The sequence below is a fragment of the Nocardiopsis sp. NPDC057823 genome, assembly GCF_042797335.1.
GTDB lineage: Bacteria > Actinomycetota > Actinomycetes > Streptosporangiales > Streptosporangiaceae > Nocardiopsis > Nocardiopsis changdeensis.
In genome coordinates, this window is the sequence record NZ_JBHVLR010000013.1 from 154,281 (window position 1) to 179,266 (window position 24,986).

Genomic DNA, 24,986 nt, shown 5'->3' on the forward strand with positions numbered 1-24,986 from the left:
GTGGGCCCGGTGGCCGACGCTAGTACCTCCACGTATTGATCGACCAATAAAATCGCCGAAGTGAGCCATAGGTATTCCAATGGATCCGCGGCGGTCCTCGGGGACGCCCGCGTCGAGACCGGTCCCGCCCCGCTGGATCTCCAGCAGCTGCGGACGTTCCTGGCCGTGCACCGGTCGGGGTCCTTCACCGCGGCCGCGCAGGCGTTGCGCCTGTCACAGCCGACCGTGACCACTCAGATACGGGCCCTGGAGCGCCGGCTGGGGCACTCCCTGTTCGAGCGGCTGCCGCGGGGTGTCGCGCCGACCGCGGAGGCCAACGAACTGGCGGCGCGGGTCGCCGAGCCCCTGGACGCGCTGGAGCTGGTGGCCGGGGGCGGTCCGGCGGTCCCGCACCGGCCGCTGCGGCTGGCCGGGCCGGCGGAGGCGCTCCAGGTGCTGGTGCTGCCCGCCCTAGCCCCGCTGGTGGAGTCGGAGGGGCTGCGGCTGCGGGTGCGCCACGGCCTCTCCGACGACCTGCTGGAGGAGCTGCGAGCGGGACGGCACGACCTGGTGGTGTCCACGGTACGGCCGCGCGGGCGCTCGCTGGTGGCCGAGCCCTTGGCGGACGAGGAGTTCGTGCTGGTGGGGGCGCCGCTGTGGGCGGATCGCATCGGCCCGGAACGGATCGCCCGGCAGGGGGCGCCGGCCCTGTGCGAGGTCCCCCTGGTGGCCTACGACGAGAGCCTGCCGATCCTGCGCCGGTACTGGCGGCACGTGTTCGGAGTGCGGCTCACCTGCAAGGCGGCGGTGGTCGTGCCGGACCTGCGGGCGGTGATGGCCACGGTGGCGGGCGGCGCCGGGGTCAGCGTGCTGCCGCGCTACCTGTGCCAGGGGGAGCTGGACGCGGGGCGGCTGGTGACGCTGCTGGAGCCGGAGGACCCGCCGATCAACACGGCGTTCCTGGTGCGGCGGCCGGGGATACCGGAGAACTCCTGTCTGGAGGGGGTGCTGTCGCTGCTGTCCGCGGCGGGGCGCTCCTGGTGAACCCCGCGTTCGCATCCGGTCGCAACCGTCCCCCCTGTACGGGGATCCCCCCCCCGGCAACGGCGGAGCGGAGGAGGACGCATGGCGGAACGGACACCGGTGGGCGTGCGGCGCGGGTCGCGGCCCGTGACCGTGCTGGTCGGTCTGGTGGCGGCGGGGTTCGCGGCCTTCGCGCTGATGCGCGGGCTGGGCCTGGAACGCGGGTTCCCGCTGGTGCCGCTCATGGCCTACACGCCCTACGCCGCGGGGGCCGCCGTCCTGGCCGTCGCCCTGGCGGGGGTGCTGCGCCGGTGGGTGTCCCTGGCGGTCCTGTCCGTGGCGGCCGCGGTGCTCGTGGCGGCGGTCGTGCCGCGCGCGGCCGTGTTCTTCGCGGTGACCGACATGGGCGGGCCCGAACTGCGGGTGGCGACCTTCAACGTCCTGGGCGGCGGGGCCCGGATCGACGGGATCGTCGGCCTGGTCCGCGAGCACGGGGTGGACGTGCTGGCCCTCCAGGAGGTCACCCCGGAGGTGCTGGCCGACCTGTCCGCCGCCGGGCTCGACGACCTGCTGCCGTACACCGTCGACCACTCCGGTGCCGGGGTGGAGGGGAGCACCGTGCACGCGGCGCTGCCGCTCACCGACGCGGGCGCGCTGAACGGGCCGGACGGGTTCGCCATGCCCGTCGCCGCCATGGAGGTCCCGGGCGCGCGGTACGGCGGGGCGGTGGAGGTGGTGTCGGTGCACACGCCTCCCCCGCTGAACGCGGAGTACGTCGCGGCCTGGGAGACGGAGCTGGCGGCGCTGACCGCTCCCCCGCCGGAGGGCGTGCGGCGGATCCTGGCCGGGGACTTCAACGCCACCCTGGACCACGCGGCCCTGCGCGAGGTCCTGGACTCGGGCTACCTGGACGCGGCGGCCGAGCTGGGCGAGGGCACCCGCCCGACCTGGCCGGTCCTGGGGCGGACGCTGCCCCCGGTGACCATCGACCACGTGCTGGTGGACCCGGGCATGGGGGTGGCCGACCTGGAGGTGGTGGAGGTGACCGGCAGCGACCACCGGGCCGTGGTCGTCACCGTGACCCTTCCCGGCGGCCGCTGACGGCACGCCGCGGCCGGGATTGACCTTCACACCGGTGGCACGGTCTACGGTCGGCGCATGAGCGAACAGGCCCCCGGCACGACATCCGCGACCCGCTTCCAGGTGGTGCTGCCCGACGAGTCCCCGGACATGCCGCCGCGGGTCCTCGCCGACCTCGCGCGGCGGGCCGAGGAGCTGGGTGCGGACGCCCTCTGGCTGCCGGACCACCTGCTCCCGCCCGCCCCCTACGGGACCACCTTCGGCGGCGTGTACGAGCCCCTGGTGACGCTGGCCCACCTGGCCGCCCGCACCGAGCGGGTGCGGCTGGGCACGTCGGTGCTGGTGGCGGCGATGCGCGACCCGTTCACCCTGGCCAAGCAGGCGGCGACGCTGCACGCCCTGTCCGGCGGGCGGTTCGTGCTGGGGGTGGGGGTCGGCTGGTCCCGGGAGGAGTTCGCCGCGGTGGGCGCGGACTTCGCCACGCGCGGCGCCCGCACCGACGAGACGCTGCGGCTGCTGCGGCACCTGTTCGAGGGCTCGGGCCCCTTCCGGGGCCGGTTCCACTCCTACGACCGGGGGGTGTTCGAGCCCCGCCCGGCGTCGCCCCTGCCGGTGACGGTGGGCGGCGCCTCCGAGCCCGCCCTGGCGCGGGCCGCGGCCCTGGGCGACGCCTGGCAGGGGGTGGGCCTGGACGCCGCCGGGTTCGCGCGCCGCCGCGACCGCCTACGGGAGCTCACCGAACGCCCGGTGCGGGCGCAGACCCGGATCGCGTGGGACGGCGGGGAGGCCGGGTTCGACGGGGCCGTGGACCTGTACCGGGCTCTGGAGCGGGAGGGCGCGGACGCCGTGGCGGTGTGGTTCGGGGACTGGGAGGGGTTCGGCGAACGGATGGAGAGGTTCGCCGCGGCGGTCCTGCGGCCGGCCTGACGGGCCCGGCCGCCGTCAGCCGAAGAGACCGCCCCGGTACTTCTTGTGGACCGCCTGCTTGGACACCCCCAGGGCGTCGGCGATCCGCTCCCAGGTGGCCCCCTGGTTGCGGGCCCGGCGCACCAGGACCGCTTCGAGCCGTTCCATCTCCTGGCGCATGCGCACGGTGGCGTCCAGCCCGACCAGCGGATCGGTGTTCTCGGTGGCACGGGCCAGGTCGGCCAACCGCTCGGCGTCCATGGATCGACTGTAAACGAGGCCCGCGGCGACCGCACCGTGCGGGCCGCGCCGCTTCCGGCCGCCCGGCCGGGCGCGGCCCGTCCGCCGGGGTCCGGGCCCGGGGCCGGCATCGGGCCTGTGACAGGGTGGGGACGCTTCGATAAACCGGACGAAGGAGTGCATATGGGACGCGACATCGCGACGGAGGAGCTGGTGCCGGGGGTGTCCGTGGACCGCGCCCGGTTCGAGGACGTCCCGGCGATCGTCCGGCTGCTCGCCGACGACCGGCTGGGCGCCTCCCGGGAGGCTTTGGACGACCCGGAGGTGTACCGGCGGGCGTTCGAGGACATCGACGCCGACCCGAACCAGTTCCTGGCGGTGCTGCGCCGGGGCGACCGGGTGGTGGGCACCCTCCAGCTGACGTTCGTCCCCGGGCTGTCCCGGCGGGGCGCGCTGCGGGTCCAGGTGGAGGCGGTCCGGGTGCACGGCGGCGAACGCGGCACCGGCCTGGGGACCGCGTTCATGGAGTGGGTGGAGCGGGTGGCCCGCGGCCGGGGCGCGGCACTGGTGCAGCTCACCTCGGACCGGGCCCGCGAGGACGCCCACCGGTTCTACGAGCGCCTCGGCTACGCGCCCTCGCACCTGGGGTTCAAGAAGCCCCTCGGCTGACCGGATCGTTCCGGTGGCGGCCCCGATCGTGCCTGTCCGGACGCGGTGGCGGCGCGGGAGGATCGGCCCATGACGAGAGCACTCCTTGTGGTCGACGCCCAGAAGTCCTTCCTACAGCGGGAGACCTGGCGGGCCTCCTCCAACCCCGACGTCGCCGACGACGCCGCCCGGCTCGTGGCGCACGCCCGGGGGCGCGGCGACCTGGTGGTGTGGGTCCTGCACACCGAGCCGGGGACCGGCACCCCCTTCGACCCCGCGCTCGGGTTCGTCGAGCCCATGGACGGGCTCGACCCCCGGGAGGGCGAGCCGGTGCTGTACAAGACCGTGCACAGCGCGTTCGGCGGCACCGGCCTCCAGGGCATCCTCGACGATCGGGGGGTGACGGAGGTGGCGGTCTGCGGCATCCGCACCGAGCAGTGCTGCGAGACCACCGCCCGGGCCGCCTCCGACCTGGGGTACGGCGTCACCTTCGTGGTGGACGCCACCGCCACCGAGCCGATCCCGGCCCCCGGGTCGCGGCCGGGGCGGCCGCTGGCGGAGGTCCTCGCCGACCCGGCGACGCTGGACACCGGGGACGTCGTCACCCGCACCGTGTACGCGCTGTCGGGAAGGTTCGCGCGGATCGCCACGGTCGCCGAGGTGACCGGCGTAGACTGACCGGATCGTGACCCTCGTCAGCTTTCTCCTCGTCCCCGGCGTGCACCTGTTGGACCTGGCCGGTCCGGCGCAGGTGTTCTCCACCGCGGCCGACCTGGGCCTGGGGTACGAGGTGCGCTACAGCGCGGCGCACGAGGAGGTGGCCACCGCGCAGGGCCCGGCCCTGCGGGTGGGCACCGACGTCCCGCCGCCCTCCCCCGACGGCCTGGTGGTGGTCCCGGGGTGGCGGGCGGGCGGCCGGGTCCCGCACCGGGTGCTGACCGACGGGCAGGCCGACGCGCTGTCCGCCCACCGCGCCGCGGGCGGGACGGTGGCGAGCGTGTGCTCGGGCGCCTTCGCCCTGGGCGAGGCCGGGCTGCTGGACGGGCGGCGCTGCACCACCCACCACGGCCTCCAGGACCTGCTGGCCCGCCGGTTCCCGCGCGCCCGGGTGGTGCCCGACGTGCTGTACGTGCCCGACGGCGGCGTGCTCACCTCGGCGGGCATCGCCAGCGGCATCGACCTGGCCCTGCACCTGGTCACCGTGCGGCACGGGCCGTCGGCGGCCGCGGCGGTCGCCCGGGAGATGGTGGTCTACGCCCGCCGCAACGGGGACGAACCGCAGGCAGGGGTGATGCTGAGGCACCGGGGGCACCTGGTGGACGCGGTGCACCGGGTGCAGGACGTCATCGACGCCCGGTTCCGCGAACCGCTGCCGCTGGCGGAGCTGGCGACGACGGCGCGGGTGAGCGAGCGGACGCTGACCCGGCTGTTCACGGCGGCGACCGGGCTCACGCCGCTGCGCTACCAGCAGGGGCTGCGCCTGGAGCACGCCGAGCACCTGATCGGCGCGGGCGAGACCGTGGAGGCCGCGGCGCGCGCCGTCGGGTTCGGCGACGCCCGGATGCTGCGCCGCCTGCGCTCGCGCCCCTCCTGACCCGCGCCGGAGCACCCCCGGTGGCCCCGGAACACACGGGGACCCGCCGCTGGGCGGCGGGTCCCCGGAGGCCGCGGATCAGGCGCGCAGGGCCTCGACGAGCTCGTGCTCGTCGTCCTTGGACAGGTTGGTCTGGATGACCGTGGGCCGGAGCGGCTTGAACGCGTCGATGACGCGGTCGGCGGTGGTGATGTCGGCGAGCAGGAAGACGGCGGCGCGGCCGTCCTCCAGGTGGGTGCCGATCTGCTTGATCATGTCGTCGTCGATGCCGATGTCGGTGAGCTTGCCCGCCACGGCGCCGGTGGCCGCGCCGACGGCCAGGCCGAGCAGCGGGTTGAGGAAGATCAGGCCGATGAGGGTGCCCCACAGGGCGCCGCCGGCCGCGCCCATACCGGTGGTGCTCACGGTCTGCTGGATGCGGGGGCGCCCCTTGTCGTCCTTGTAGGCGTAGGCGGCGTCCTCCAGCCGGAGCAGCTGCTGCTTGTTGAGGTCGGCGGCGATGTCCAGGGCGCGCTCGGCGGTTTCACGGTCGGCCACGCCGAGGACGATGAGCTGTGACATGGGTGTGCGTTCTCCCGTCGTCGCCGGGCCCGGGTGTCGGGCCCGATCGGCGGAACCCTTCCCGGAGGCGGCCCCCGCCAATGCCAGGCCGGGGCAAAGACGGGGCCGGGCGGGGGCTCAGGTGCGGCGGGCGAGGAAGAGGCGGGTGACGTAGGGGATGCGGATCCGCCCGTCCGGGAAGTGCTCGCGGGCCAGGGCCGTGATGGCCGCGCGGGTGGCGTCCTCGCCCAGGGCGCGGACGACCGAGGCGACCTTGCTGGAGGACAGCGCGTTGCCCAGCAGCTTCTCCAGGTCGAGCTCCCGGATCCAGGCGGTGGAGTGCCCGACCGCGTCGGCCAGCCCGTCCGCGGCGTTCATCTCCCCCACCGTGTCGAACACCCGGTAGTCGCGCCGGTAGTCGTCGCCGTACTTCTCCAGCAGGCCCTCGTAGGCGTCGACGAAGTCGCTGGACTCCCAGTCGCGGTCGTTGTGCAGGACGGCCGCGGTGCCGCCGGGGCCCAGGACGCGAACGGCCTCGGCGTAGAACGCGGGCCGGTCGAACCAGTGCACGGCCTGGGCCGCCAGGACCAGGGAGGCCGACCCGTCCGGGAAGGGGAGCGCCTCGGCGCGGCCGTCCGCGTACTCCAGGCCGTCGGCCTCGTCGGCGGCGGCACCGCGCATGGCCCGCCCGGGTTCGACGCCGACCACGCGGGGCCCGGGGCCGAACAGGTGGCGCAGGGTCCGGGTGGAGATCCCGGTTCCGGAGCCGACGTCGAGCAGGAGCCGGGGCTCACCGCCTCCCGCCAGGACGTGCTCGCGGAGGCGTTCGGTGATGTCCGCGGGATAGCCGGGGCGGAAGCGCCGGTAGTCGTCGGTGAGCCGGTCGAAGGCCTGGGTCCTGTCGGTCAACGGAGGCGCCTCCCCATGGGGTCGTGCGACCCGCCCGGTCGGCGGGCCCGGACACCAACCTAGCCCGGCGGGCCCGCCGCGCGCCCGGCCGGGGCCGGGCCGGGTCAGGGGGCGGGGGCCGGGGCGCGGTAGTGGGAGGGGCTGCGTCCGGTGTGGTGCTTGAAGGCGGCGCTGAAGGCGAAGGCGCTGCCGTAGCCGACACGGGCGGCGACGGCCTCCAGGCCGAGGTCGGGGCGGGCCGTGAGGAGGTCGCCGGCGAGGGTGAGGCGCCACGTGCGCAGGTAGGTCATGGGCGGGGTGCCCACGGCGCGCTGGAAGCGGTCGGCCAGGGTGGAGCGCGAGACGGCGCAGGCGCGGGCCAGGCCCGCGAGGGTCCACGGGTCCGCCGGGCGTTCGTGGACGAGGTCCAGGGCACGGGCCACCACCGGGTCGTGGCGGGCGTTGAGCCAGCTCGGGGCGTGGTCGGGCGCGTCCTCGATCCAGGCGCGGACGGCCATCACCAGCAGGCAGTCCAGCAGCCGGTCGTTGAGCCCGGACTGGGCGACGCGGTCGCTGGTGATCTCCCGGGACAGCAGGGACACCAGGGCCGGGTCGACGCGCTCGCCCGGCAGCACCGCCAGGCGGGGCAGCGCGGACAGGGCCAGCCGGCCGACCTCGCTGTCGTCCTCGTAGGCGCCGACGATCAGGGTGTCGGGCCCGTCGGGGTCGTTCCCCCACGTCCCGACGCCGTGGAGCATGCTCAGGTGCACCTCCTGGCCGTCGGCCGCCACGCAGCGCTGTCCGGGGTGGACGGTGATCGTGGGGGCGCGCCCGCCCCGGTCGGAGAGCGTGTAGGGCTCGGGCCCGCGCACGAGGAGCACGTCCCCGGCCGTGGCCCGGGCGCCGCCGTCGCCGACGTCCACCCACACGTCCCCGGAGGTGACCACGGCCAGGGTGAGGGCGGAGCGGTCCAGCAGCCGGATGCCCCACGGGGGGCGCATGACGACGCGCAGGGTGAAGGCGCCCCGGGCCCGGGGTCCGTCCAGGAGGTGGGAGAGCGGATCCATGACCCGAGCCTATGCCAGACGTTCTCTTATGCCTTCCGGTATCCGGACCATGTTCCGTCCGGCTCCGGACTGGTGGACTCGGACCATGAACGAGAACACGAGCACCGAGCACATCCTCCTCACCGGCGGCACCGGAATGACCGGGCGCCGCGTCCACGCCCTCCTCTCCGAGGCCGGGGTCCGGACCCGGGTCGCCTCCCGGTCCGGGGAGCCGCGCTTCGACTGGCACGACACCTCCACCTGGGACGCCGCTCTGGACGGGGTCACCGGCGTCTACCTCTGCTACCACCCCGACCTGGCGTTCCCCGGCGCCGCCGGAACGGTGGCGGCCTTCGCCGAACGCGCCGCACGGGCCGGGGTCCGCCGGATGGCGCTGCTGTCCGGGCGGGGCGAGAAGGGGGCGCGGGAAGCCGAGGACATGGTCCGCGCGGCGTTCCCCGGCACGACCGTGCTGCGCTGCTCGGTGTTCGCCCAGGACTTCTCGGAGAGCTTCTTCCTGCCCCCGCTGCTGGAGGGCGCCCTCCCGCTGCCGGTGCCCGACGTCCCCGAGCCGTTCGTGGACCTGGACGACGTCGCGCTGGTCGCCGCACGCTCCCTGACCGGGGACGGGCACGGGGGTGCGACCTACGAGCTGACCGGCCCGGAGGCGGTCACGTTCGCCGAGGCGGTGCGCGTGGTGGGCGAGGTCTCCGGGAGGGACGTCCGCTTCCTGGAGGTGCCGCCGAAGGAGTTCGTCGCGGCGATGGCGGCGGCGGGCGCCCCCGAGGAGCTGGCGCACGGACTGGTGGGGCTGCTGGAGGAGATCCTGGACGGCCGCAACGCCGAACCCGCCGACGGGGTGGAGCGCGCCCTGGGCCGCCCCGCCACACCGTTCGCCGACTACGCCCGCAAGGCGGCGGACGCCTGGCGGTAGCCCGGCACGGCGGAGCAGGGGGCCGGGGCGGCGGGCGACCACCGCCGTTCCGGCCCTGGTCAGCGGCCCGTGGCGGCGCGGCGCCCGCAGCCGGACTCACGGTCCGTGACGGATCTCGACCCTTGGTCACGATGCGTGGATAAGAGCGGCGTAAGCGGGCACGGTGTGTGAACAAATGTCAGGTAAATCTTAAGTTTCCGTTTGAAGTTCGACTGCCGCCCGCCTCTCGGTGAAAGTTCCTGTGACCAGCCGCACAAGAACTTTCGGAGGAGGGGGCCATGCCGAGCTTCGGACGCGCCGCCACCGCGGGGAAGGACGCCGACCGGGCGTCCGCCCCGCGCAAGAAGCCCATCTACCGCCAGCTGTACTTCTGGGTGCTCGTCGGTATCGCGCTCGGCATCGCCGTCGGCCTGCTCTTCCCGACCTGGGCCGCCGACATGCGGTGGCTCGCCGACCTGTTCATCAAGCTCGTCAAGGTCGTCATCGCCCCGACCATCTTCTGTACCGTCGTCGTCGGCATCGCCGGCCTGGGCAACCTCGCCAAGGCGGGCGGACTGGCCCTGCGGACCCTGGTCTACTTCACGGCGACGACCATTCTCGCCCTGGCCATCGGCCTGGTCACCGTGAACATCATGCGGCCCGGCGTGGGCCTGAACGTGTCGTTCGACGAGGCCGACGCGGCCGACACCATCGCCAAGGCGGAGGAGAGCGGCGAGGGCTTCTCCGGCTTCGTCCTCCACACCATCCCCGATTCGTTCTTCTCGGCGTTCGTCGACGGCCAGCTCATCCAGGTGCTGGTCCTGGCCATCCTGGTCGCCTGCGCGCTGACCATGCTCGGCAAGCGCGGCGAGGCCGCCGTGCGCGCCCTGGACACGATGTCGCACATCATGTTCGGCGTCATCAAGATCGTCATGTACGCCGCCCCCATCGGCGCCTTCGGCGGCATGGCCTTCACCATCGGCGAGTACGGCGGCCAGGTGCTGACCAGCCTCGCCTACTTCATGCTCAGCTTCTACGTCACCTGCGTGCTGTTCGTCATCGTGGTCCTGGGCATCATCAGCCGCCTGGCCGGGTTCGGCCTGTTCAAGCTGCTGCGCCTGATCCGCGACGAGCTCCTGATCGTCCTGGGCACCTCCTCCAGCGAGTCCGTGCTGCCGCGCATGATGACCAAGCTGGAGGCCGCGGGCGTCAAGAAGTCCGTGGTGGGCCTGACCATCCCGACCGGGTACTCGTTCAACCTGGACGGCACTGCGATCTACATGACCATGGGCGCGATCTTCATCGCCCAGGCCACCGGCTCGGACGTGTCCGTGTGGACCCAGATCGGCCTGCTGCTCTTCATGCTGCTGTCCAGCAAGGGCGCGGCGGGCGTCAGCGGCGCCGGACTGGTGACCCTGGCCGCCTCGCTGGCCGCGTTCGGCGACGTCATCCCGCTGGCCGGGATCGCGCTCATCGTCGGCATCGACCGGTTCATGTCCGAGGCCCGCGCCCTGACCAACCTCACCGGCAACGCGGTGGGCACCCTGGTCATCGCCCGCTGGACCGGCGGCCTGGACCGCGACCGGTTGAAGCACGTGCTCGACAACCCGAACTCCATCGACATGGACGCCCTCATGAGCTTCGACGACGGATCCTCCGACAAGAAGGAGGACCGGTCCGGCGAGGAGTCCGAGGCTGGAAGGGCCGAGGACACCGCCGAGGCCGCCGAGACCGCGGAGGCCGCCGACTCCGGCACCCGGCCCTCCGACGGGGGCGCGGACGGGGACCGCGCCCCGGTGGGGACCCGCGGCTGACCGACCGACCCCGCGCGGTCCGGCTCACTCCCGGCCCACGGACCGCGCCCGGTGCGCGCACTCCTCCCGGAACCCCGGTGCCGCACCGGCTCCCCGCCCGCCCCGTACCGGCCTCACGAGGCCCGGTGCGGGGCGGCGCACGTTCGCCGGTCGGCCCTCAGCAGCCGGCCAGCTGGGCGCTGAGGGCGCCGCGCCGCCCGGACAGCTCCTCGATGCGGGCGTCCAGGGCGGCGACCTCCGCCCGGATGGTGGCCACCAGGTCGGGGCACAGCTCCAGCTCGACGGGGTCGGCCTCGGGGTCGCGCACGCACGGCAGCACCGAGGCGATGGTCTCCGTGCTCAGCCCCATGGCGAGCAGGGCGCGGACGGCGCGCACCGTGCGCACCGCGTCCGGATCGTAGGTCCGGTACCCGTTGGCCGCGCGCGCGGAGTCCAGCAGCCCCTGCTCCTCGTAGTAGCGCAGCAGCCGACGGCTCACTCCGGTCCGCTCCGACAGCTCCCCGATCAGCACGAGGTGACCCTCCTCACTTGACGTTCACACCGGTGTCACGGCCTACCGTCGCCGCATGATCGAACACTACGCACGCACCGTCAAGGGTTCCGGTCCGGGTCTGCTGCTCGCGCACGGCGGCGGGGGCGGGATCGAACCGAACTTCGGCCCCCTGATGGCGGACCTGACCCGCACGCACACCGTGGTCGCCCCGGACCTGCCGGGGACGGGGGGAACCCCGCGCTCAGCCGGCCCCCTGGACCTGGACGCGGTGGCCGACTCGCTGGTGGCCGCCGCCGTGGAGGAGGGGGTCGAGGAGTTCACCATCCTGGGCTACTCCCTGGGCACCGCGATCGCGGTCCGCGCCGCCGCCCGCCACCCCGGGCGGGTGACCGGACTGGTCCTGACGGCCGGGTTCGCCCGGATCGACAACCGGACGCGGCTGAACGTCGACGTGTGGCGGTCCCTGCTGGACGGGGACCGGGACACACTGGCCCGCTTCAACCTCTCCGTGGCCTTCGGCGCGCCCGCGCTGGAGGCGCTCTCCCTCGGGGAGCTGGAGGAGGCCGTGCGCGCCGCGGCCGGTTCCGTGCCCGCGGGCACTCCCGAGCACGTGGACCTGGTGGCCCGGGCGGACACGCGCGCCGACCTCCCCGGCATCGCGGTGCCGACGCTGGTCGTGACCACCGCGCTGGACCGGCTGGTCTCCCCGGAGCTGTCCCGCGCGCTGGCCGCGGGCATCCCCGGCGCGGAGTCGGTGGAGATCGACTCCGGCCACCTGATCGCCGCGGAGGCCCCGCGGGAGTGGGGCGGGGCCGTCCGCGGGTTCCTGGACCGGCGGGCGCCCGTGCGCGGGTGACCGCCCGGCTGCGGGCCGGCCCTCGGGGCGGCGGCGGGAGCGGTCGGCGGCGGGAGAAGCGGGGCGCATCGGGCCCCTTCGGTCACGGCGGCCCCGGATTCCCCCTCCGGCACGGGAACCGGCGGCATGCGGGTGCGTCGGAGCGGGTAACGGATGAGCGTCCGGACACGAGGTCCGGCTCCCCCGACCCCCTGGGAGACCCCGTGAAGCTCTACGCCGACCGCCCGGTCCGCGCCCTGTTCCAGCTCGCCTCCGACGCCCTGGCCGTCGCGTGGGTCTACCTGTGGGTCCGGGCCGCGCTCGAACTGCGCGACATGATCGGCGCGCTGGACCGGCCCGGCGAGCTCATGGCCGCCACCGGCCGGGGGTTCAGCGAGCACATGGACAGCGCCGCCGAGCAGGCCGCCAAGGTGCCGCTGGCCGGGGAGACCCTGGCCGTCCCCTTCACGAACATGAGCGAGACCGGCGCCTCCCTGACCTCCGCCGGCGACTCCTTCCGCGAGACGGTCGCCTCGCTGGCCACCACGCTGCCCCTGCTGGTGGCGGCGGTGCCGGTCCTGCTGGTCGCCACCACCTGGCTGCCCGCCCGGGCCCGGTGGATCGCCCGGGCCACCTCGGTGCGCCGGACCGGGAAGCTGTCCCCGGAGGCCCGCTCCCGCCTGCTGGCGCTGCGCGCCCTGACCTCCGTGGCCCCGGCCCGGCTGGCCGCGGTCCACCCCGACCCGGCCGGGGCCTGGCGCTCCGGGGACACCGCGGCCCTGGACCGGCTGGCAGCCCTGGAGCTGCGCCGCATGGGGCTGAGGGCAAGGTGAGCCCCGGCCCCCGGGACCGGGTCCCGGGGTGGCCCGATCCGGCCACGGGGAGCGGGGCGGATGTCGGTGCCGCTGCCTAGCCTGGAGGGAGCCGACCCCGGGAGCCGCACATGCACCTGTCCGCCCTGCTCGACTTCGACGCCGTCCCCCTGGACACCGAGGACGCCGTGGCCGTCCTGCTCGACATCGTCGCGCCCGAACGCGAACAGAACGCCCAGCGCCCCCGGGCCACCCTCCAGATCGTCCTGGACACCAGCGGCTCCATGCACGGCGGCCGCCTCGACGGGGCGGTGCAGGCGCTCCTGGGGCTGATCGACCGGCTCGACCCCTCCGACGACTTCGGGCTGGTCGTGTTCGACACCCAGGCCCGTGTGGTCGTGCCCTGCGGCCCCCTGGCCGACAAGCCCTCCGTCCGGAGAGCGGTCGGGGCGCTGCGCGCGGGCGGGGGCACCGACCTGTCCAGCGGCCTGCTGCGCGGCATCCAGGAGGCCCGCCGGGCGGGCGGGGAGCGGGGGGCGACCCTGCTGCTCGTCTCCGACGGGCACGCCAACAACGGCGTCACCGACCACGACCTGCTGCGCCAGGTGGCCGCCGACGCCTACGGGCACGGGGTCACGGTGGCCACGCTCGGCTACGGGCTGGGCTACGACGAGGCCCTGCTGGGCGCGGTGGCCGAGGGCGGCACCGGCAGCGCCCTGTTCGCCGAGGACCCCGACACCGCGGGCGGGCTGATCGCCCAGGAGGCGGAGTACCTGCTGGCCAAGAGCGCGCAGGCGGTGTCGCTGCGGATCCCCGCGGGCGAGCACGTGCGCGCGGTGGACGTGGTCGGCGAGATGCCCTCGCACCGCCTGCCGGACGGGTCGGTCATGGTGGAGCTGGGCGACTTCCACTCCGGTGAGGAGCGCCGGCTGCTGCTGCGGCTGGAGGTGCCGGGGATGTCGTCGCTGGGGACGGTCACCCTGACCACGCTGGAGGCCACCTACGTGGACCCGGAGACCCTGACGACCTACAACGCGACACTGCCGGTCAGCGTGAACGTGGTGCCGGGCGACGAGGCCGCGGACCGGGTCCCGCGCCCGGAGGTGCGCACCGAGGAGGCGCTGCAGAAGGCGCAGACCGCCAAGAAGCGGGCGAGCGAGGCGCTGCGGCGGGGCGACCGGGCCGAGGCCGCCCGGCTCCTGGACCAGGCCGGGCGGGACCTGGACGACCTGGACGCGCCCGACTTCCTCGGCGGTCCGGCCGCCCCGGGCGGGGCGTACGGCGCGGCCCCCGCCCCCGCGGCCGCGCAGGCCGTGGAGCTGCGGGACATGGCGCGGATGGCCCGGGAGGACGACCTCTCGCGGGCCGCCAAGACCGCCTACGCCAGCCAGTCCGGGTACACCCGCAAGCGCGGCCGCTACCGGCAGGCCCAGGCCCAGGGGCCCGGGACCCCGCAGACGCCTCCCCCGCAGGCGCCGTCCCCGGCTCCGCCGCAGGAGCCGTCCGGGCCGGGACGGCTCGGCGGGTGGATCCGGCGGCTCGGCGGCCAGGACCCCGACCGCCGGCTCTCCTCCCCGGACTCCCCCGGCGAGGACGACGGCCGGGACGGGGCGGAGCGTTCCTGACCGGCCGCGTCACGGCACCTGGTAGTAGGAGTCCCTCACGTCGGTGACGGCCATGTGCCCCGGAGCGTGCCCGATCGCGAACTCCGGGGCCGAGGCCGCCACCGCCGCCTGCGGGGTCACCCCGCAGGCCCAGAACACCGGGACCTCCCCCTCCCGGACCTCCACCGGGTCGCCGTAGTCGGGCCGGGACAGGTCGGCGATGCCCAGCGCCGCCGGGTCGCCCACGTGCACCGGCGCACCGTGCACGGCCGGGTAGCGGGAGGTGATGCGCACGGCGTCGGCCACCCGGTCCGCGGGGATCGGCCGCAGGGAGACCACCAGTGGGCCCCGGAACCGCCCGGCCGGACGGCACTCCCGGTTCGTCCGGTACATCGCGACGTTGGTCCCGGCCTCGATGTGGCGCACCGGGATCCCGGCCTCCAGCAGCGGCGTCTCGAACGTGAAGCTGCACCCGATGAGGAAGGCCACCAGGTCGTCCCGCCACAGGTCGGTGACGTCGGCGCGCTCCTCCACCAGCTCGCCGTGCCGGTACACGCGGTAGGCGGGCAGGTCGGTGCGCAGGTCGCCGTCGAACACCGACGCCGACACCTGCCCCGGCTCGGTCACGTCCAGGACCGGGCACGGTTTGGGGTTGCGCTGGGCGAACAGCAGGAAGTCGAAGGCCGCCTCGCGCGGCAGGGCGATGAGGTTGGCCTGCGCGTACCCGGGGCTGAACCCGGAGGTGGGCGTGCGCAGCCCGGAGCGGAACAGCTCGCGGGCCTGCTTCGGGGACAGCTGGGCCGGGTCCATCGGCGGTCTCTCCTTCTAGAGCGTGAAACGGATCGCGGTCCCGGGCCGGGCCTGTGCCGCCAGGGGCAGGTCGGCGGCGCGGACCACCGCGATCACCGGATACCCGCCGGTCACCGGGTGGTCGGCCAGGAACAGCACGGGCTCGCCGGTGGGCGGCACCTGGAGCGACCCCGGCACCATGCCCTCGCTGGGCAGTTCGCCGTCGCGGGACCGCTCCAGGGCCGGCCCGGACAGGCGGGCGCCCACCCGGTCGCTGCGCGAGGTGACCTCGTAGGAGCAGGTGAGCAGGGTCTTGAGGGCGTCGCCGGTGAACCAGTCGTCGCGCGGGCCCGGGACCACGCGCAGGGTCGTCTCCGGTCCGCCGACCGGCGGGACCGGGGCCAGGTCGACGTTGGGGAACCCGGCGGGCGGCGGGCCGACCGGCAGCAGGTCGCCGGGGGCGGGCAGGTCGGGGCCGAGCCCGGCCAGCACGTCGGTGCTGCGCGAGCCCAGGACCGGCGGCACGTCCACGCCGCCGCGGACGGCCAGGTAGGTGCGCAGGCCCCGCGCCGGGGCGCCCATCACGAGTTCGGCGCCGTCGGCCAGACGCAGGACGGTGTTCATGGCGGCACCGCGGCCGTCCACCCGCAGCGGCACCCCGGCCCCGGTGACGGCGACCGTCACGGGGCCTCGGGCGCGCACCCGCAGCCCGCCCAGGGTGGCCTCCAGGGCGGCGGCCCCGGCCGGGTTGGCGAGCATGCGGTTGGCCAGGGCGTAGGAGGCGGCGTCGGCGGCGCCGGAACGGCCCACGCCCAGGGCGGCGTGGCCGGACCGCCCGGTGTCCTGGACCGTGGTCAGCGGCCCGGTCGCCACGATCTCCAGAGCGCTCACCGCACCTCCTCGAAGCGGACGCGCACGCCCGGGCGCAGCAGGCCGGGCGGGTCGCGGTGCAGGTCCCAGATCTTCTCCCCGGTGCGGCCGAGCAGCTGCCAGCCGCCCGGGGAGCTGCGCGGGTACACGCCGGTGAACTCCCCGGCCAGGGCGACCGACCCGGCGGGGACCCGGGTGCGGGACTCGGCGCGGCGCGGGACGCGCAGGCGCTCGTCGTCGCAGACCAGGTAGCCGAACCCGGGGGCGAAGCCGCAGAACGCCACGGTCCAGGTGGCAGCGGTGTGCGCCTCGACCACTCCGCGCGGGGTGAGGCCGGTCAGCCGGGCGACGTCGGCGAGGTCCTCGCCGTCGTAGACCACCGGCAGGACCACGGTCTCCCCCTCGGCGCGCTCCCCGGCCGGGGCGAGCGGGACCCGGCGCACCGCCGCTGCCACCGCCCCGGGGTCGGCCCCGGGGGCGAGCCGCAGCAGCACGGTCCGCGCCGCCGGGACGACGTCGGCGACGCCCGGGACGGGGGCGGCCTCCAGGGCCGCCCCCAGGGCGATCACCTCGGACAGGTCGGCGACCTCCACCAGCACACCGCTGTCGGCGCAGGTCAGTACGCGCACGGATTCTCCTTCGGGCCGGGGTCGGGTCCCCGGTCGGTCAGCGGGCGAACGGCGCCGTGGTGACGCCTTCGGCGCGCAGCCGGTCGGCGACGGCACGGGCGATGGCGACCGCCCCGGGGCTGTCGCCGTGGACGCACAGGGAGTCGGCCTCGATGAGGATCTCACTCCCGTCGACCGCGGTGACCGGTTCCCGCCGGGCGATGCGCAGGCAGCGCTCGGCGATCTCCTCGGGGTCGTGCAGGACGGCGCCGGGTTCGCGGCGGGAGACCAGGGTGCCCTCGGGGGTGTAGGCGCGGTCGGCGAACGCCTCCCGGTAGGTGGGCAGTCCGGCCTTCTCCGCCAGCTCCAGGAACCGCGATCCGGGCAGGCCGAGCACGGGCAGGCCGGGGTCGAAGGCGCGGACGGCCTCGACCACGGCGGCGGCCTGCTGCTCGTGGTGGACGATCGTGTTGTACAGGGCCCCGTGCGGCTTGACGTAGCGGATGCGGTCGCCGGCCAGGCGGGTGAAGGCCGACAGCGCGCCCATCTGGTACAGGACGTCGGCGGTCAGGTCGGCGGGCGGGACGTCGATGAAGCGGCGGCCGAACCCGGCCAGGTCGCGGTAGCCGACGTGGGCGCCGACCGCCACGTTCTCGGCGGCGGCGTCCGCGGTGGTGCGGCGCAGCACCGAGGGGTCGCCGGCGTGGAAGCCGCAGGCGACGTTGGCGCTGGTGACGATGGACAGCAGGGCCCGGTCGTCGCCGAGCTCCCAGCGGCCGAAGCCCTCGCCGAGGTCGGAGTTGAGGTCGATGCGGGACACGGGTGCTCCTCTCTACTGCCAGAGGGCGGCGATGCCGCCGAGGGAGTTGACCGCCATGTAGGCGGTGAGCGCCCAGGCCAGGGCGCCGATGACGATGAGCCACACGGGGTACCTGTAGCCGCCGAGCAGGTCCCGGGAGCGGCGCGCGGCGACCCAGAGCATGATGCCCAGGCCGACCGGCAGGATGACGCCGTTGAGCGCGCCGGCCAGGACCAGGAGCGTGGTCGGGGCCTGGCCGGAGACCAGCAGGACGGCCAGCGAGACCCCGATGAAGGCGGTGACGAGGAGGCCGCGCCGCTTCTCCAGCACCGGGTGGAAGGTGGAGACGAAGGAGATCGAGGTGTAGGAGGCGCCGAGCACGGAGCTGACCGCGGCCGCCCACATGATCACGCCGAACAGGCGCATGCCCGCCTCTCCGGCGGCCTGGAGGAAGGCCTCGGCCGACGGGTTGTCGGAGTTGAGGATCTCGACCCCGCCGGAGACCACGCCGAGGATGGCGAGGAAGAGCAGCACCCGCATCACGCCGGTGACGATGATGCCCAGCACGGAGGTGCGGGAGATGGCGGCGATGTTCTCAGGGCCGCCCTGGCCGGCCTCGATGAGGCGGTGGACCCCGGCGTAGGTGATGTAGCCGCCGACGGTGCCGCCGATGATGGTGACCGTGGCCAGGAAGACGTCCGTGCCCAGCTGCTCGGGCAGGACGGCCTGGCGCAGGGCCTCGCCGACCGGGGGCCGGGAGATGACCGCGACGTACAGGGTGAGGCCGATCATCGCGACGCCGAGGACGACCAGGACGCGGTCCAGGGCAGCGCCCAGCCTCTTGGCGCCCAGGATGACGACGGCCAGGACCGCGGAGATGACCGCTCCGATCCGGGGGTCGACCCCGGCCAGGGCGTTCAGGCCCAGCCCGGTGCCGGCGAGGTTGCCGACGTTGAAGACCAGGCCGCCGAAGACGATGAGGGCGGCCAGCAGGTAGCCGGCGCCGGGGACGACCTTGTTGGCCAGGTCCTGGGCGCGCGTGTTCGCGACGCCGACGACCCGCCAGATGTTCAGCTGGACGGCGATGTCCACGAGGATCGAGACGAGGATCGCGAAGGCGAACGTGGCGCCGAGCTGCGCCGTGAACTGAGTGGTCTGGGTGATGAAGCCGGGGCCGATGGCGCTGGTGGCCATCAGGAACATCGCGCCGAGCAGGGTGCTGCTCAGCGCGATCCGTCCGGGGCGGGGACGCACCTTGGCGGGTGCGGGGGGCGTGTCGCCCATGGTCTCTCCTGGGGATGCGGTCTGGAGATACGACGTGACGCGGACCACTCCACGCCGTTGGATTGTTGAACAATACTTCAATCCAACAAGGCCAGTAAAGAGCCTTGCCGCAAAGACCGCTGGTCAGGGATGTAACGTTCTGCTCTCGTCGACCGATTATTCATAGGATCATCCAATGAAGCGTTCACATGAGAACGCACCGACCGGAACCCCGCGGCATCGGCGACAATGGGAGGGCACCGTTCCCTTCCCAGCGAGGAGCTCCTGTGACGGCCACGGACGACCGCGTCGGCAGGCCGACCCGACGGCTGCTGCCGCTGCCCAGCCAGGCCGAGCGGGTCGCCGAGCTGCTGCGCGAGGCCGTCATCGACGGCGACCACCCGCCCGGCCGGCGCCTGTCCGAGGAGCGGCTGTGCGAGGAGCTCGGCGTCTCCCGCAACACCCTGCGCGAGGCGTTCCGGCTGCTGGTCCGCGAACGGCTGGTGGTGCACCAGATGCACCGCGGCGTGTTCGTCACGCTGCCCACCACGGAGGACGTCCGCGACCTGTTCAGAGCGCGGCGCTCCCTGGAGCTGACCGCCGTGCAGCGCGCCGCCGACCCCGACCCCGAGGCAGTGGCGGCGGTGGGACGGGCCGTCGACGAGGGTGAGGCGGCCCGCGACGCGGGCGACTGGTGGGGGGTGGGGACCGCCAACATGCACTTCCACCAGGCGCTGGCCGGGCTGGCGGGCAGTACACGGGTCGACGAGTTCATGAGCCGGGTCCTGGCCGAGACCCGGCTGGTCTTCCACGTGATGGACGCCCCCCGCGAGTTCCACGCGCCCTACCTGGACTGGAACCGGCGCATCCACACCCTGCTCGCCGGCGGCGACCACACGGCCGCCGCCGCCGAACTGGAGGCCTACCTGGACACCTCGGAGGAGCAGCTGACCACCGCGTTCCTCGCCCGCGAGGCCGGCGGAGACGACTGACGGGGCGATCGGCATCGCGCTGACCTGGGGGTTCGCCACCGCTTCGGGCGAGGCGGAGGAAAAGCCACGTGACACAGGTCCCGAAATGCCATGATGGGCGCGCAATGGAACTGAACGGACGCCCTGCCACCACCGGGGAGCTCGGCTCCCTCGCTCTCCACGGCTACGGCCACTTCACCACCATGCTCGTCGCCGACCTGCGCGTACGCGGCCTGGAACTGCACATGGACCGGCTGCGCGGGGACTGCCGGGCGCTGTTCGGCACCGAACCGGACATCCCCCGGGTGCGCGAGCTCGCGCGGCGCAGCGCCCGCGCGCACCCCTCCCCCGCCGTCATCCGGGTGACCGTCTTCGACCCCGCGCTGGACCTGGGCAGACCCGCCGGGCGCACCTTTCCCCAGATCCTCGTCACCACCCGCCCCGCCCCCGTCCCCGACCGGCTGCCGCCCCCGCTGCGGCTGGGCACCCGGCTGTACACCCGGGACACCCCGGAGGTGAAGGGCACCGGCCTGTTCGGCCCGATCCGCCAGCGGCGGGCGGCCCAGCTGGACGGGCACGACGACGCCCTGTTCCACGGGGCGGACGGGCTGCTGTCGGAGGGGCCCACCTGGAACATCTGCTTCCTGGACGGCGAGGGCCTGGTGTGGCCGCAGGGCCCGGCGCTGCCGGGGGTGACCGCGCGGCTGGTGAGCGGGCTCGCCGAGGACATGGGCGTGCCCGTCTCCACCCGGCCGCTGTCGGCGGCGGACGCGGCCCGGATGTCCGGGGCGTTCGTGACCAACGCGGTCACGGGGGTGCGCCCGGTGGCCTCCGTCGACGGGGAGCGGCTGCCGCTGGCCGCGCTCACCAACAAGCTGGCCGCCACCTACCGGGACCTGCCGGGCGACCCCCTGTGACCCGCCGGCTCAGGCCCCGGCGCGGCGGGCCCGCCCCGGCCACCAGGTGCGCGGCCCCACGTCCAGTGCCAGGGCGGGCACCAGCACGGTGCGCACCAGCAGCGCGTCCACCAGCACCCCGAACGCCACCAGGAAGGCCAGCTGGAGCAGGAACAGCAGCGGGATGACGGCCAGCGCCGCGAAGGTGGCGGCCAGCACCACGCCGGCGGAGGTGATGACCCCGCCGGTGACGGTGAGCGCCCGCAGCACGCCGTCGCGGTGGCCGTGGGCCAGGGTCTCCTCCCGGGCCCGCGACATCAGGAAGATGCTGTAGTCGATGCCCAGCGCCACCAGGAAGACGAACGCGAACAGCGGCACCACCGGGTCGGCTCCCGGCAGTTTCAGCACGTGGTCGAAGACCAGGGTCCCCACGCCCAGGGCGGCGGCGAACGACAGGACGTTGGCGGCCATGAGCAGCAGCGGGGCGACCAGCGCGCGCAGCAGGACGACCAGCACGAGCAGGACCACGGCCAGGACCAGCGGCACCACCACGAGGAAGTCGCGCTGGGCGGTCTCCAGGGTGTCCAGGTCGGTGGCGGTGACGCCGCCGACCAGGGCGTCGGCCCCCGGGGCGTCCGCGGCCAGGTGTTCGCGCAGGTCGCGCACGGCGTCCACCGCCTCGGGCGACTCCGGTCCCACGGTGAGGACCACCTCGACCAGGGCGCGCCCGTCCTCCTCCAGGGGCGGCGCCCCGGCCCCGGGGGGACCGGGCTCGGTGACCGGCGCGGCGGACTCCACGGACGGCGAGCCCTCGGCTGCCGCGACGACGTCGGCCACATGGTCGGCGTCCGTGACGACCAGCGCGGGGGCCGCCGCGGCGTCGGTGCCGAAGCCCCGGTCCAGCACCTCCTGGGCGGTGACCGCCTCCACCTCGGTGCGGAACACCTCTGCCTGGCCGGTGCCCTCGGCGCTGAACGCGGGAGCGAACACCGCGGCCGCGGCCAGCAGCACCGTGGTGGCCGCCCACAGCGTGCGCGGCCGGCGGGCCACGGCCCGGGCGACCCGGCCCCAGAACGGGTGGGCGGCCATGACGCGGTCGGTGTCGCCGCCGGTCTCGGCGGTGGGCCGGTGCGGCGCGGTCGGCCAGAACGCGGCCCGGCCGGCCAGCGCCAGCGCGGCGGGCAGGAAGGTCATCGCCGAGAGGACGGCCGCGCCGACGCCGATGGCGACGACCGGGCCGAGGCTGCGGGTGGAGGCCAGGTCGGCGGCGAGCAGGCAGAGCAGGCCCAGGACGACGGTGCCCGCGGAGGCGAGCACCGGTCCGGTGACGCCGCGCAGGGCGGCCATGACGGCGGTCGGGACCCGTTCGTGCAGGGCCAGCTCCTCGCGGTAGCGGGCGACGAGCAGCAGGGCGTAGTCGGTGCAGGCGCCCACGACGAGGATGAACAGGATGCCCTGGCTCTGCCCGTTGAGGCTGACCAGGCCGGCGTCGGCGGCCAGGTACACGAGGGCCCCCGACAGGCCCAGGGCGAGCAGGGACGCCAGGATCACCAGGACCGGGAGCAGCGGGGAGCGGTAGACGGCGACGAGGATGACCAGCACGGCCGCGACCGCGACGAGCAGCAGGGTGGAGTCGATCCCGCCGAAGGCCGCGGCGAGGTCGGCGGCGTAGCCCGCCGGACCGGTGACCTGGGGGGTGAGGTCGCCGACGGGGTGGTCGGCCAGGACGGCGCGCAGCTCCTCGACTGCGTCGGAGGTCTTCTCGCCGGAGTCGATCGGCACGATCAGCTGGGCGACGGAGGGGTCCTCGGTTCCGGGGAAGGGGCCGACCACCTCGCCGGAGACCCACGGCCGTTCGGCCAACTCCTCCCCGACTGCGGCGATGTCCGCCAACTCCGCTGCGGTGACGTCACCGTCCCCGGACCACAGGGCGATGGCGGGCACCGCGTCCTCGCGGTCGAAGTCCTCGGCGATCCGGGCGACCTCGGTGGACTCCGCCCCCACCGGCAGGAAGGCGGACCGGTCGTTGGTCTGCACCTCGCCGAGCCTGCCCAGGAAGGCGCCCAGCGGCCCGCCGCCCAGGGTCCACAGCAGGACGACGAGCAGCGCCGCTCCGACCCACCACCGCGACCGGCGTAGCGGTCGCCTCTCCTCGTTCACCGGTGTTCCCCTCCACCGCGACAAAAGTCACGGAAAACAAGTATCTCGCTTTTCGAGCCTTTCTTGGACGCGACTCTACACCCTCGCCGGACAGGCCGTTCCCGCACCCTCCACACACGCCCGCCCCGCACCGGGCACGGTGCGGGGCGGGCGGCGGGCCCGGCGGTCACACGGCCGCGGGCTCGCGCGCCTCGCTGCGGGCCGTACACGCCATGTTCCGCGACATCGAGCCGAACACCACCCCGTGGAAGGGCGTCACCGCGGCCCAGTACAGGTGGCCCAACAGGCCGCGCGGCCGGAACAGCGCGCGCTGGCGCAGCACCGTGCGCCCCCGGCCGGGCTCGACGGTGAACTCCAGCCACGCCGGACCGGGCAGGCGCATCTCCGCGCGCAGCCGCAGCAGCTCCCCCGGCACGATCTCCTCCACCCGCCAGAAGTCCAGCGAGTCGCCCACCCGCAGGCGCCCCGGGTCGCGGCGGCCCCGGCGCGGGCCCACCCCGCCCACGGCGAGGTCGATCCAGCCGCGCGCCGCCCAGGCCAGCGGCCAGGAGTACCAGCCCCGTTCGCCGCCGATCCCCTCGACCACGCGCCACACCGCCTCCGGCGGGGCGTCCACCTCCCGCACCCGCTCGTCGGTGTACAGGCTGCCCCCCGCCCAGTCGGGGTCGGTGGGCAGCGGGTCGGACGGGGCCCCCGCCCAGGAGGCCGACGTCCACCGGGTGTCCACGCGGGACTGGGAGGTGCGGCGGATCGCCAGCTCCACCGCGCGGTCGAACCCGATGCGGACGTGGTCGCCGAGCAGGCCGGACAGGTCGTCCTCGCCGCACACCGCGTCATGGCGCAGCGACTCCACCAGCGGCCGGGCGATGGCGGGCGGCACCGGCGTGACCAGCCCGACCCACAGGCTCGACAGCCCCGGCGAGAGCACCGGGACCGGCAGAATCAGGCGGGGGCGCAGCCCCGCCGCCCGAGCGAACCGCTGGATCATCTCCGCGTAGGTGAGGACGTCGGGTCCGCCCACGTCGAAGGTGCGGTCCTGCTCCGGCGGCAGGTCGGCGGCCTCCACCAGCAGACGCAGCACGTCGCGCACCGCGATGGGCTGCACCCGGCTGCGCACCCAGCGGGGCGTGGTCATCACGGGGAGCCGCTCGGTGAGGTACCGCAGCATCTCGAAGGACGCCGACCCCGACCCGATGATCACGGCGGCCCGCAGCACCGCGGCCGGCACCGGGCCGTCCAGCAGGATGCGGCCGACCTCGGCCCGGGAGGCCATGTGCGCGGAGAGGTCCTCCCCCTCCGGCGCCAGGCCGCCCAGGTAGACGACGCGCCCGACGCCGGCCCCGGCCGCCGCCTCGGCGAAGTTCCGCGCGCCCCGGGCGTCGTCGCCGGAGAAGTCGCGGCTCCCCGACATGGAGTGGACCAGGTAGTAGGCGACGTCGGCCCCCTCCAGCGCTTCGGTCAGCCCCTCCCCGGAGACCACGTCGCCGCGGGCCGCCTCCACCCGGTCCCGCCAGGGGTGGTCGCGCAGCTTGCCGGGGTCGCGGGCCAGGCAGCGCACCTCGAACCCGGCGTCCAGGAGCTGCGGGACCAGCCGCCCCCCGATGTACCCGGTGGCCCCGGTGACCAGTGCCCGGCGCCCGCTCACCGGGCCGCCCCCGCGGGGGCCGTGCCACGGCGCAGGCTCCGCCGCCGCTCCCGGTGGCGCCGGTACGGGTTGTCCTCGGGCAGGCCGCCGGTGAAGCGCCCGTACATGCCCACGGTCAGCATCAGGATGCCGACCACGAAGCTGAAGATCACGTTCGGCATGGAGAACGCGAGGACGTTGTAGTCGGTGCTCATGAGGTACAGGTTGACCAGGCCGCTGGCGACGAAACCGGCGCCGACCAGGGTGGAGACCGTCGACGAGTAGGTGCCGCCCACCACGGCCGCGCCCACGAGCAGCGATCCGACCGCCACCGAGACGAAGCCCAGCGCCCCGTTGGTGGACAGGCCGGCCACGACCTCCCCCCGGGTGTCGAACAGCGGCAGGCGCACGAACAGGCTCGTCACGCCGAATCCCACCAGAACGAGTCCGATGAACGCCGTTCCGAACCGGTGGACGGCGGCCAGGCGCCGGTCGGCGTTGTGCGAGGTGTCCAGGTCCATGGGTCCCCTCCGTTCCACGTCTTTGCAGCTAGAGTCGGTGGCGAGGACGGGTGCGACAAGTCGCGCCGCT

Annotated in this window: 26 protein-coding genes; 13 read left to right on the plus strand and 13 right to left on the minus strand. The window is 74.9% G+C overall.

Features of this window, described 5'->3' with window-relative positions; translation table 11 throughout:
* Positions 1-132: 132 nt before the first annotated feature.
* From ACFVNO_RS21045 to ACFVNO_RS21055, 3 genes are all read left to right on the plus strand, one after another.
* A complete protein-coding gene (locus ACFVNO_RS21045; protein ID WP_355262447.1) occupies positions 133-1,023 on the plus strand; it encodes a LysR family transcriptional regulator in 891 nt (296 codons plus the stop codon).
* Positions 1,024-1,104: 81 nt separating this feature from the next.
* Entirely contained in the window at positions 1,105-2,103 is a 999-nt protein-coding gene (locus tag ACFVNO_RS21050) for an endonuclease/exonuclease/phosphatase family protein (protein WP_378894968.1), read from the plus strand.
* A gap of 57 nt (positions 2,104-2,160) precedes the next feature.
* Complete coding sequence (locus ACFVNO_RS21055; RefSeq protein ID WP_355262173.1) at positions 2,161-3,009, plus strand: TIGR03619 family F420-dependent LLM class oxidoreductase; 849 nt, start codon at positions 2,161-2,163, stop codon at positions 3,007-3,009.
* A gap of 15 nt (positions 3,010-3,024) precedes the next feature.
* On the opposite strand, the gene ACFVNO_RS21060 is transcribed toward ACFVNO_RS21055, so the two are convergent.
* Positions 3,025-3,249, minus strand: a complete 225-nt coding sequence (locus tag ACFVNO_RS21060; protein ID WP_220559445.1) for a helix-turn-helix domain-containing protein — start codon at positions 3,247-3,249, stop codon at positions 3,025-3,027.
* A 162-nt stretch (positions 3,250-3,411) separates the two neighbouring features.
* On the opposite strand from ACFVNO_RS21060, the gene ACFVNO_RS21065 reads away from it, so the two are divergent.
* The 3 genes from ACFVNO_RS21065 to ACFVNO_RS21075 all read left to right on the plus strand — a co-directional run bounded on the left by ACFVNO_RS21065 (position 3,412) and on the right by ACFVNO_RS21075 (position 5,470).
* Entirely contained in the window at positions 3,412-3,897 is a 486-nt protein-coding gene (locus ACFVNO_RS21065; RefSeq protein WP_355262178.1) for a GNAT family N-acetyltransferase, read from the plus strand.
* Between the two features lie 69 nt (positions 3,898-3,966).
* Positions 3,967-4,554, plus strand: a complete 588-nt coding sequence (locus tag ACFVNO_RS21070; RefSeq protein WP_355262181.1) for an isochorismatase family protein — start codon at positions 3,967-3,969, stop codon at positions 4,552-4,554.
* 7 nt (positions 4,555-4,561) lie between these two features.
* Complete coding sequence (locus tag ACFVNO_RS21075; RefSeq protein ID WP_378894974.1) at positions 4,562-5,470, plus strand: GlxA family transcriptional regulator; 909 nt, start codon at positions 4,562-4,564, stop codon at positions 5,468-5,470.
* Between the two features lie 78 nt (positions 5,471-5,548).
* On the opposite strand, the gene ACFVNO_RS21080 is transcribed toward ACFVNO_RS21075, so the two are convergent.
* The 3 genes from ACFVNO_RS21080 to ACFVNO_RS21090 all read right to left on the minus strand — a co-directional run bounded on the left by ACFVNO_RS21080 (position 5,549) and on the right by ACFVNO_RS21090 (position 7,965).
* On the minus strand, positions 5,549-6,031 hold the full coding sequence (locus tag ACFVNO_RS21080) for a DUF1269 domain-containing protein (protein WP_355262187.1): 483 nt from the start codon (positions 6,029-6,031) through the stop codon (positions 5,549-5,551).
* Between the two features lie 117 nt (positions 6,032-6,148).
* On the minus strand, positions 6,149-6,919 hold the full coding sequence (locus ACFVNO_RS21085) for a class I SAM-dependent methyltransferase (RefSeq protein ID WP_378894978.1): 771 nt from the start codon (positions 6,917-6,919) through the stop codon (positions 6,149-6,151).
* A gap of 104 nt (positions 6,920-7,023) precedes the next feature.
* Positions 7,024-7,965 (minus strand): AraC family transcriptional regulator, encoded by a 942-nt coding sequence (locus ACFVNO_RS21090; RefSeq protein ID WP_220559439.1) that lies wholly within the window; start codon positions 7,963-7,965, stop codon positions 7,024-7,026.
* 85 nt (positions 7,966-8,050) lie between these two features.
* Between ACFVNO_RS21090 and ACFVNO_RS21095 the strand changes: the two genes are divergently transcribed.
* Both ACFVNO_RS21095 and dctA read left to right on the plus strand, forming a co-directional pair.
* Positions 8,051-8,878 carry an NmrA family transcriptional regulator gene (locus tag ACFVNO_RS21095; protein ID WP_378894981.1) on the plus strand — a complete coding sequence of 276 codons (828 nt, stop codon included), beginning with the start codon at positions 8,051-8,053 and terminating at the stop codon, positions 8,876-8,878.
* Between the two features lie 278 nt (positions 8,879-9,156).
* Positions 9,157-10,671, plus strand: a complete 1,515-nt coding sequence (dctA, locus tag ACFVNO_RS21100; protein WP_378894984.1) for a C4-dicarboxylate transporter DctA — start codon at positions 9,157-9,159, stop codon at positions 10,669-10,671.
* 157 nt (positions 10,672-10,828) lie between these two features.
* On the opposite strand, the gene ACFVNO_RS21105 is transcribed toward dctA, so the two are convergent.
* Positions 10,829-11,182, minus strand: coding sequence for a MerR family transcriptional regulator (locus ACFVNO_RS21105; RefSeq protein ID WP_220559435.1), 354 nt, complete (start codon positions 11,180-11,182; stop codon positions 10,829-10,831).
* A gap of 55 nt (positions 11,183-11,237) precedes the next feature.
* Here ACFVNO_RS21105 and ACFVNO_RS21110 point away from each other — a divergent pair, with 55 nt between their 5' ends.
* The 3 genes from ACFVNO_RS21110 to ACFVNO_RS21120 all read left to right on the plus strand — a co-directional run bounded on the left by ACFVNO_RS21110 (position 11,238) and on the right by ACFVNO_RS21120 (position 14,436).
* Positions 11,238-12,020 (plus strand): alpha/beta fold hydrolase, encoded by a 783-nt coding sequence (locus ACFVNO_RS21110; RefSeq protein ID WP_378894987.1) that lies wholly within the window; start codon positions 11,238-11,240, stop codon positions 12,018-12,020.
* A 203-nt stretch (positions 12,021-12,223) separates the two neighbouring features.
* The gene (locus ACFVNO_RS21115; protein ID WP_355262205.1) at positions 12,224-12,832 is read left to right on the plus strand and encodes a hypothetical protein; all 609 of its coding nucleotides are present in this window, start codon (positions 12,224-12,226) and stop codon (positions 12,830-12,832) included.
* A gap of 110 nt (positions 12,833-12,942) precedes the next feature.
* Positions 12,943-14,436 carry a VWA domain-containing protein gene (locus ACFVNO_RS21120; RefSeq protein WP_378894990.1) on the plus strand — a complete coding sequence of 498 codons (1,494 nt, stop codon included), beginning with the start codon at positions 12,943-12,945 and terminating at the stop codon, positions 14,434-14,436.
* A gap of 9 nt (positions 14,437-14,445) precedes the next feature.
* On the opposite strand, the gene ACFVNO_RS21125 is transcribed toward ACFVNO_RS21120, so the two are convergent.
* The 5 genes from ACFVNO_RS21125 to ACFVNO_RS21145 are packed head-to-tail and all read right to left on the minus strand — an operon-like array spanning position 14,446 to position 18,765.
* Positions 14,446-15,225 carry a putative hydro-lyase gene (locus ACFVNO_RS21125; RefSeq protein ID WP_378894993.1) on the minus strand — a complete coding sequence of 260 codons (780 nt, stop codon included), beginning with the start codon at positions 15,223-15,225 and terminating at the stop codon, positions 14,446-14,448.
* Between the two features lie 15 nt (positions 15,226-15,240).
* Complete coding sequence (locus ACFVNO_RS21130; protein WP_378894996.1) at positions 15,241-16,095, minus strand: biotin-dependent carboxyltransferase family protein; 855 nt, start codon at positions 16,093-16,095, stop codon at positions 15,241-15,243.
* A complete protein-coding gene (locus ACFVNO_RS21135; RefSeq protein WP_220559429.1) occupies positions 16,092-16,703 on the minus strand; it encodes an allophanate hydrolase subunit 1 in 612 nt (203 codons plus the stop codon). The genes ACFVNO_RS21130 and ACFVNO_RS21135 overlap by 4 nt, the downstream gene beginning before the upstream one ends.
* Positions 16,704-16,740: 37 nt before the next feature.
* Positions 16,741-17,502: a LamB/YcsF family protein gene (locus ACFVNO_RS21140; protein ID WP_378894999.1), complete on the minus strand. Its 762-nt coding sequence runs from the start codon at positions 17,500-17,502 to the stop codon at positions 16,741-16,743.
* A 12-nt stretch (positions 17,503-17,514) separates the two neighbouring features.
* Positions 17,515-18,765 (minus strand): NRAMP family divalent metal transporter, encoded by a 1,251-nt coding sequence (locus ACFVNO_RS21145; RefSeq protein WP_378895001.1) that lies wholly within the window; start codon positions 18,763-18,765, stop codon positions 17,515-17,517.
* 266 nt (positions 18,766-19,031) lie between these two features.
* Here ACFVNO_RS21145 and ACFVNO_RS21150 point away from each other — a divergent pair, with 266 nt between their 5' ends.
* Positions 19,032-19,736: a GntR family transcriptional regulator gene (locus ACFVNO_RS21150; protein WP_355262221.1), complete on the plus strand. Its 705-nt coding sequence runs from the start codon at positions 19,032-19,034 to the stop codon at positions 19,734-19,736.
* A gap of 104 nt (positions 19,737-19,840) precedes the next feature.
* Positions 19,841-20,632: an aminotransferase class IV gene (locus ACFVNO_RS21155; RefSeq protein ID WP_355262224.1), complete on the plus strand. Its 792-nt coding sequence runs from the start codon at positions 19,841-19,843 to the stop codon at positions 20,630-20,632.
* Positions 20,633-20,641: 9 nt separating this feature from the next.
* Here the strand turns inward: ACFVNO_RS21155 and ACFVNO_RS21160 are convergent, their stop codons facing one another.
* The 3 genes from ACFVNO_RS21160 to ACFVNO_RS21170 all read right to left on the minus strand — a co-directional run bounded on the left by ACFVNO_RS21160 (position 20,642) and on the right by ACFVNO_RS21170 (position 24,916).
* On the minus strand, positions 20,642-22,771 hold the full coding sequence (locus ACFVNO_RS21160; RefSeq protein WP_378895004.1) for an MMPL family transporter: 2,130 nt from the start codon (positions 22,769-22,771) through the stop codon (positions 20,642-20,644).
* Positions 22,772-22,937: 166 nt separating this feature from the next.
* On the minus strand, positions 22,938-24,416 hold the full coding sequence (locus ACFVNO_RS21165) for an SDR family oxidoreductase (protein WP_378895006.1): 1,479 nt from the start codon (positions 24,414-24,416) through the stop codon (positions 22,938-22,940).
* Positions 24,413-24,916 (minus strand): DUF4383 domain-containing protein, encoded by a 504-nt coding sequence (locus ACFVNO_RS21170; RefSeq protein WP_378895008.1) that lies wholly within the window; start codon positions 24,914-24,916, stop codon positions 24,413-24,415. The genes ACFVNO_RS21165 and ACFVNO_RS21170 overlap by 4 nt, the downstream gene beginning before the upstream one ends.
* Positions 24,917-24,986 lie beyond the last annotated feature (70 nt).